Origin of the sequence: Bartonella sp. AP331QHHD (assembly GCF_042195905.1) — a bacterium.
GTDB lineage: Bacteria > Pseudomonadota > Alphaproteobacteria > Rhizobiales > Rhizobiaceae > Bartonella.
Genome location: NZ_JBHIPG010000074.1, coordinates 22,623 through 29,831, shown reverse-complemented (window position 1 = coordinate 29,831; position 7,209 = coordinate 22,623). Strand labels below are relative to the sequence as shown.

Here is a 7,209-nt window from a genome sequence, read left to right as displayed (position 1 = left end):
GCTTTGGTTCAACAGGGGCAGAAGGAGGAGAAACAGTATCCAGAGATGAAGTGTCCTCCGGAGCAGAGGGCTCAGATGGCAGAACATCATTAGTAGAATCTTCAACTGGAACAAACGGTGCAGGCATAGGTTGCACAGCAGAAGGAGCCTCCGGAACTGTTGGTACAGAGGGAGGCTCAGACGGAACTGGTGCAGAAGGAGTCAGCGTCGAATCCGTAGGGATAAATGTTTCAGACGGTTCAGATCCTTCAGGCAAAGAAGGTGTAGATGGTATAAGTGGAGGCTCAACAGAAGGGGGTTGTTCAGGTGAAATAGTCTCTGTTGGTCGTTTAGAAGGAACCGTCTCTTCTTCAGATTGAGGAGGTAAAACTGTAGACGTTGGCTTAGAAGCAGTTTCAGAAGAATCTAATTCAGGACCAATGTAAACACTTTCGAGACGAAAATCCCAAAAATCCCCTTCTCCAACAACCAATCTATTCTTTGGATCTGCATTTCCAGAAGAAGAACTTGGACCATAGACACGAAGTTTATATTGATAAGGAAATCCATTCACCGTAGTATAACTATTGGCTAACTTAAAAGAACTTTCCTCTGCTGTCCCAGCAACTTGAACAAGTGAAATACTTTGACTTCCTTTATTGCCAGCTTCTTCTTCTAAGGTTTTGGAAAATTTCTCCATCATGAGCAGTGTACTTCCCAAAACATTCCCGTAGATCAAAATACGATCAGTTTTTTGAGGATTAAACGAGCCGTCATTATTCACAAACGCACTCATCTTAATCTGCACATTTCCCTTTGCATTATAGGCTTCTTTATCATATTGTATCCCCTCTATTGGATTTATGTCATTTAGATTACTTCCTTTCTCAATATATACTTTTCCAATATATAGCGTTTGATAATCTTGAGATATAAATTTATCAAAAAAAATTGTGCTATCAGAAATGCTTATAGACGAAAGTAATGAATCTACAGGAAGAGATTCCAGTAAATCTGTATGTTTTCTTTTGGTGAGATACCATGCAGAGCCATTTGTTAATTCTAAGTGAACAGTTGATGCATCCTCAACACGAATACCCCCTGTAAGGATAGAATCCTTTGCTTTCACCAATAGAGAAGAATTATTTTGAGCCTTTAACAATAAATCACCAGAGATCTTTGTCCTTTCTGTTAATTCAATGGTAGCTTCAGCTCCATAAATATCATCTCCCGTACTATAAATGGCAATACCATCGGGAACTGAAAAAGTTGTCTGTGACAAATGCAAAGATGCTTCACCCCAAACAATTTTTTCTACTTTTGAAAGTTTTTCACTCCCTACCTTAAACATATCACCCCATACATCTGGGCCTAATCCATAAAAATACAGACCGTATACTCCCTCACCCTGAACAGAAATTTCTGTACCTTCAATCTTAATATTTGTCTTTTTAAACTCATTTGATGAAGCGTATTCTTGAACCAATTTACCTTCAGCATCTGCATAACCTGCAAAATTCGTAATCAAGAAGCCATGCATATCAGTGAGCTGAATAAAATCACCACGTAATTGAACATTACCACCCTGTGATATGTCAAAAGCTCTTGGAAATTCATCAACACTTTCATTATCAACTACAATCGTGTGTTTCTTACCTTTTCCCTGAATATTGGTTGTATCAATAAGATATTTTCCCCCAAATTGTGTTGAAAACGCACCAATCTCATTAAAAGTAATAGTACTGCCTGACATCCTAATGAATGCATCAGAACTACTAACAAATCCAATCCCTTTTGCATTCAAATTATCTGATACAATATCAATATTTACGCTCACTAAAGCAATATCGGTTTTTTTTCCTTCTGCACATACAGCTTGCAAACTACCTTCAATCTTCCCTCTATTCATCACAACTTGCCCATTCTGAACACGAAAACCGGACATATCCTTAATATTTGAATTGGTTAGAACAAGCTTGCCATCATCTTTTACAGATGCACTATATAAAAACATCTGCTTTGGCCTATGCGAGATAATATTTGTCTCTAATAAATTTAAAACAGTTCCCTCTTTTTCTATAGAGAAGACAGCAACAAAATCATCTAGAGAAGAGACAGAAGGAGTATAATTTTTATTACTTATCGTATGTTTTTTACTATCGCTATATGTAAAAAAACTCTCTGATACATTACAGGAAGTTCCTAAATTATTAGGATTCGCATTAACACTCACGATTGGCAAAAAAGAAACAATAGCCGTTGTAATAAATAAAAATCTATACCCGCTTAATACATTAACCATAACTTTATTCCCAATTTGCCTTTCTCCCCCTGTTAGTTAAAAATAAAAAACATTCCCCATAACATTAAGTTAAACACACTAAAAATAGCAAGTATAAAACTTAAATAATCACTTTATACTTCATAAAACACTCTATAACTTATGTAAAAATTACTCTATATTTCATAGGCACCTAAAAACGATAGTATAAACCGCCTGAAAAAATAATCCCTGAAAAACCACCTTTTCTAAGGCAATGCTGATAAGTTACATCTCCATGCAAAGCAAAGTTTGAAGACAACTGAGCCTTCAATCCCATTCCAGTTTCTAGAGAAGAGCCAAAAGCCCTTATTGGAATTCATCTCCAAACCGCACACGTTGTTTTCCTCTAAAACTAATGGCAAGCTGAAGCTTGCAATTGAAAGAAACAACAAGAGCCTCTTCAGAAGCAGCAAGCATCTTTCTTAAAGACCACCAACACGCATCACCCATAAATCAAGTTTTCCCATCTCAATATCAAAACCATCAATATCAGACGCCTTATCAAACCGCACATTTTGATAAATAACCTAAACCTGCGGATCAAAAATAACCCCTTTATGCCCTGTCATAAATAACTTGCCCGCAATCAATGAAGCACTCAAAGGTGTTTCCTTCAATGTTGCTGTCTTGCCTCTTGCTTGCGTGAGAACATCCCCTTTAAATAAACCATAGGAAAAAAGGACATCTATATAAAAGCCTGTATCATGCTGCATGCTGCCATATACTGTAATAGACCATTTATCAAATGTACTTTTTTGCTTTCTTTAACATCTTGAGGTTGTAGAGAGTTTTTTTTCCATTATTCTCCATTATTCCAAAGCTCAAAGTGTGATGTGTATCCTCAATCGCATTGAGCAAGACACTTGCCTCTATACCATGAACATCAGAAACCTGAATCTTACCTTCATCAAAGGAAAGAACCACCCTGCTTCACACCAAACACAGATTGAGATAACGTAGCATTTCTACCACTTTTCTTTTCGCCATTTCCTGTAATAAAACTCTTTTTAAAAGAAGTTTTATTATCTTTTGACACAACCACTGCTGATGTAATCTTCTCAGATCTCTTTAATTCTAAAATTCCATCAGCTCCTGAAAGCCTTTTTCCCCTTTACTTTTTTGCGGCTTAATAACTATGTCATGAGTTCGTATTGTAAAAATAACACCTGCAGCTCTCCTATCCAATCCACTCATATATAACTTATTACGACTTCCAAAAGTACGAGAAGCATCAACTGTATCACACGAATACGACTTAAAAAGAGAATTACACGAGGGGTTATAATCTTCTGCACTCACATCTATATTGTGCACGAAGAAAGAAATAGAGGTCGTAAGAGAACACACACATAGCGTTTTAGTACTTTAATCATAATTTAGTCTAAACTTCCTTTATTTTATTCATAAAAAACTGAAAAGACACACCTAGTTCATCTACTTATTATGTACCGTTACATATAATTTGTTTTGTATTATATGTAAAGTCAAAAATCAGAAAAACGACACAACAAAACCATGTTTTGTGCTTATGTCTTTCACAAAGGGTGTATTAAAGAAAAATACAATTAAAAATGATAACTTAATCCACCAGAAAAATGCGTTCCGGAAAAGCCGTCACTCGTAAATTTATGCTGATAAATCAGATCGCTATGAAAAATAATTTTGGGAGATAATTGCGAAAAAACACCAAATCCAGCTTCTAAAGAAGTCCCAAAGGAACCAAGCTGGAAGGCATCTTTAAAATATACAAATTGTTTATCATCAAAACTACGAATGAAATGAAGCTTACCATAGAATGAGAGAACATGTGCATCTTTATCTTTAGTAAATGTAAGTGTCTTCGTTAAATACCCACCAATACGCATCCCCCAATGATCTGGACTTCGCATATCAATATTAAAATTATCAATATCACGAGTCTTATGAAACTGGAGATTTTGATAAACAAACTGAACCTGTGGTTCAAAAATAAAATATCGGCTGCCTATCATAAACGTTTTACCAGCAATTAAAGAAACACTTAGGGGCTTCCCTCTCAATGCAGCCGTTTTACCTCGCTCAAGTGTGAGAACATTTCCATTAAACAAACCATAAGAGAAGAGACCATCCATATAGAGACCCGTATCATGCTGCATGCTTCCATATGCTGTTATTGTCCATTTATCAAATATACTTTCTTGACTTTGTTTAACCTTTCGAGGCTGCAAAGAAAGCTTGCCATAATTTCCCATAATCCCAAAAGATGTCGTACTGTATGCACTTTCGATTTTCTTGAGTAAAACACCTGCCTCTAGTGCATTATAATCAAGCTCACCGCCATAATCACCATATTTAAATGCAGACAAATTTGAAGTATAATGATGATGTCCACCGTAACCGCGCAAAAACAAAGCGGGATTTTCATCATTTTTCAACAACCGACTAGGAACAGTTCGCAGCGCTTGCAACTGCTTGCTTTGATTACTGATATCCATCAATCCAGCATAAAATAAGGTATTTGGCACAAGAATATAAGTCAAAACCTGTGGAACAACGACTCTCACATTTGGCTCAAAATGAGAAGAAGGCTCAAAAACAGATGCCGGAACAGAAGAACCAGACGCAGGTGGAGTAACAACAAAAGGAGTGGGTGAAACAGATGGCGGAACAGAAGAATCAGATGCAACTGGGGAAACAACAGAAGGAGTGGGTGAAACATGCGGCGGAACAAGTGAAACAGATGCAACTGGGGAAACAACAGAAGGAGTGGGTGAAACAGATGGCGGAACAGGGGAAACAGATGCAACTGGGGAAACAACAGAAGGAGTAGGTGAAACAGATGGCGGAACAGGTGAACCAGATTCAGGTGGAGCAACTGGATTAGATTCAGCAATAGCGGGAACAACAGGTGCAAGAGAGGAAAGAGGATTGGGGATCTCAAGTACAAAAACATCAGATACATTAAGTGTGGTCGTAAGATGGGAATCCCTATCAGGAGAATCTACAGGAGAAGAAAGACTTGGCTCCTGAGATTTTTGCTGAGAGTTAGAATCAATAGAACCATCCTCACCTCCAGTAATATTAGGATGAATTTTAAGAACAGAAGGAATATCATCAGAAGAAGGGGGGACAACCAAATCATGAACAGGAAAAACTTTAGTGGAATCAAGAGAAGTAGAATCAACAAATTGACTTTCAAGTCGGAAATCCCAAAATGTTCCGGAGTTTTTAAGCACTCTTTGATTGGAATCTGCCGCCCCTAAAGAAGAGCTTGGACCATAACTCTTAAGATGATACTGATAGGGGGAGGCTTCAAGTGTGACATACCCCCCCTTTAACTGAAAAGAATCTTCCATGGCTTTTCCATAAACCTGAATAATGGAAATCCCCTGATTATTACCGCCCTCTCCCGTCAATGCCCCTGGACTTCCAGGAATCTTATAAACATGAACTGTTGTTTTTCCTTCAAGATCACCATTGATTAAAAGCCGGTCAGTTTTTTGCTCTTGCAGAGCTCCGCCTTTATCCAAATATGCATTAAGATAAAGATTCACATCACCGTGCGCTTTATAGACAGTCCCAAATCCTTTTCCAATGAGAAGTGTCTGATAACCATTTGTTTTTTTAGATTTTAATTCTTCAAAAACAAGAGAACTATCCGTAAGATTAACCGATGAAATAGAAGAATAATCTTTTAACCTAGAACCAGAAGCATCAGAATTTTGCAATTTATCATATTTTGGTCGCGATAAAATCCACTTTGAACCATTTTTTAAATCTATCTTAGCTGTAGAACTTTCATCAACATGTGCGCCTCCTACAAGGGTAGAAGCATCAGCCTCAATCTTTACATTAGAACGCTCAACAGCTTTCAGGAGTGAATCTCCAGAAATTTTTGAATGTTGTGAGAGTTTAACAGAACTTTCGAATTCGCGACTATAAATAGCCGTACTTTCTGGAGCCATAAAAGTTGTCTTTGTCACATGGACAGTCCCTTTTCCAGGTATAATTGTTTTTTTATCATTTAAGACAGCTTCCCAAAAAAAGTGCATACCATTAAATCCATTCCCTCTCACAAAAACATTGGAATATTTTATATGAGCAGCATTATGGTTATTCCCCTGCACTACAATGCCATGAACATTGTCGACATTAACGTTTCCCTTCTGGAAATTAAGAGAGCCTTTCCCCTGAAGCATACTAAAAGCAGAACCTTCACGATGATTATCTGTATTTGTTCCCTGTTTCCCCCTCCCACTAATAGAAACGCCCTCTAAATTAATTTCTCCATCTCCTCCTGTTTGAACACCAATACCATCAGCAAAATCAATTTTTCCTCCTTTCATATAAATTTTTGCACCATTATGACTCAAAAGACCTATCGCATCAGAAGATGTCTTAATCTCTGTCTTGGTCAAAGAAACAAACGACCCTTTACCCCCAACACTGATCCCCATTCTGGTTGCTTTAATCACCCCATCCTGCATTTCAAAAGCTCCCTCATCATTAATATCGGCCCCTATCGACACGTTATTTAACATGGAATCAAATAGAGCAACGCCTCCCCCATTTGAGGACTTTACAGCTGTTGTCCAAGCGTTTGTTTCTGAATGTCCATGTGCATTCGAAACACCGTTAATGATTATAGCCTCTCCCTCAATGACTGTATTTTTCCCTGATGCCTCTATGGCAGCATCAGAACTTTCACCCGTAAGTTGATAAGTTTTCTTGGTAATTTCATGCGTTTTACCATCATTACAGCGATAAAATGAGGCACTTTCGTTACATGAATATGGCTTCTTCTCAGAAGAAATCTCACCTGCATCAGTATTGTATACAAAGAAAAAAATAACCGTTGTAAAATGATATAAAGAGAGATGATTTTTAAACATAATTTTCTACAAACTTTCTTCCCCTTCTCTAAAAAC

Annotated in this window: 2 protein-coding genes and 1 pseudogene; all 3 read right to left on the bottom strand. The window is 37.4% G+C overall.

The window, feature by feature from the left end; all coding sequences use genetic code 11:
- Positions 1-2,281 (bottom strand): autotransporter outer membrane beta-barrel domain-containing protein (locus ACFIMS_RS08415; RefSeq protein WP_375696627.1); only part of this gene is annotated, 2,281 nt, incomplete at its 3' end.
- 172 nt (positions 2,282-2,453) lie between these two features.
- Positions 2,454-3,181, bottom strand: a pseudogene (locus ACFIMS_RS08410) (autotransporter outer membrane beta-barrel domain-containing protein); the annotation flags it as partial.
- Between the two features lie 686 nt (positions 3,182-3,867).
- On the bottom strand, positions 3,868-7,173 hold the full coding sequence (locus tag ACFIMS_RS08405; protein ID WP_375696626.1) for an autotransporter outer membrane beta-barrel domain-containing protein: 3,306 nt from the start codon (positions 7,171-7,173) through the stop codon (positions 3,868-3,870).
- Positions 7,174-7,209 lie beyond the last annotated feature (36 nt).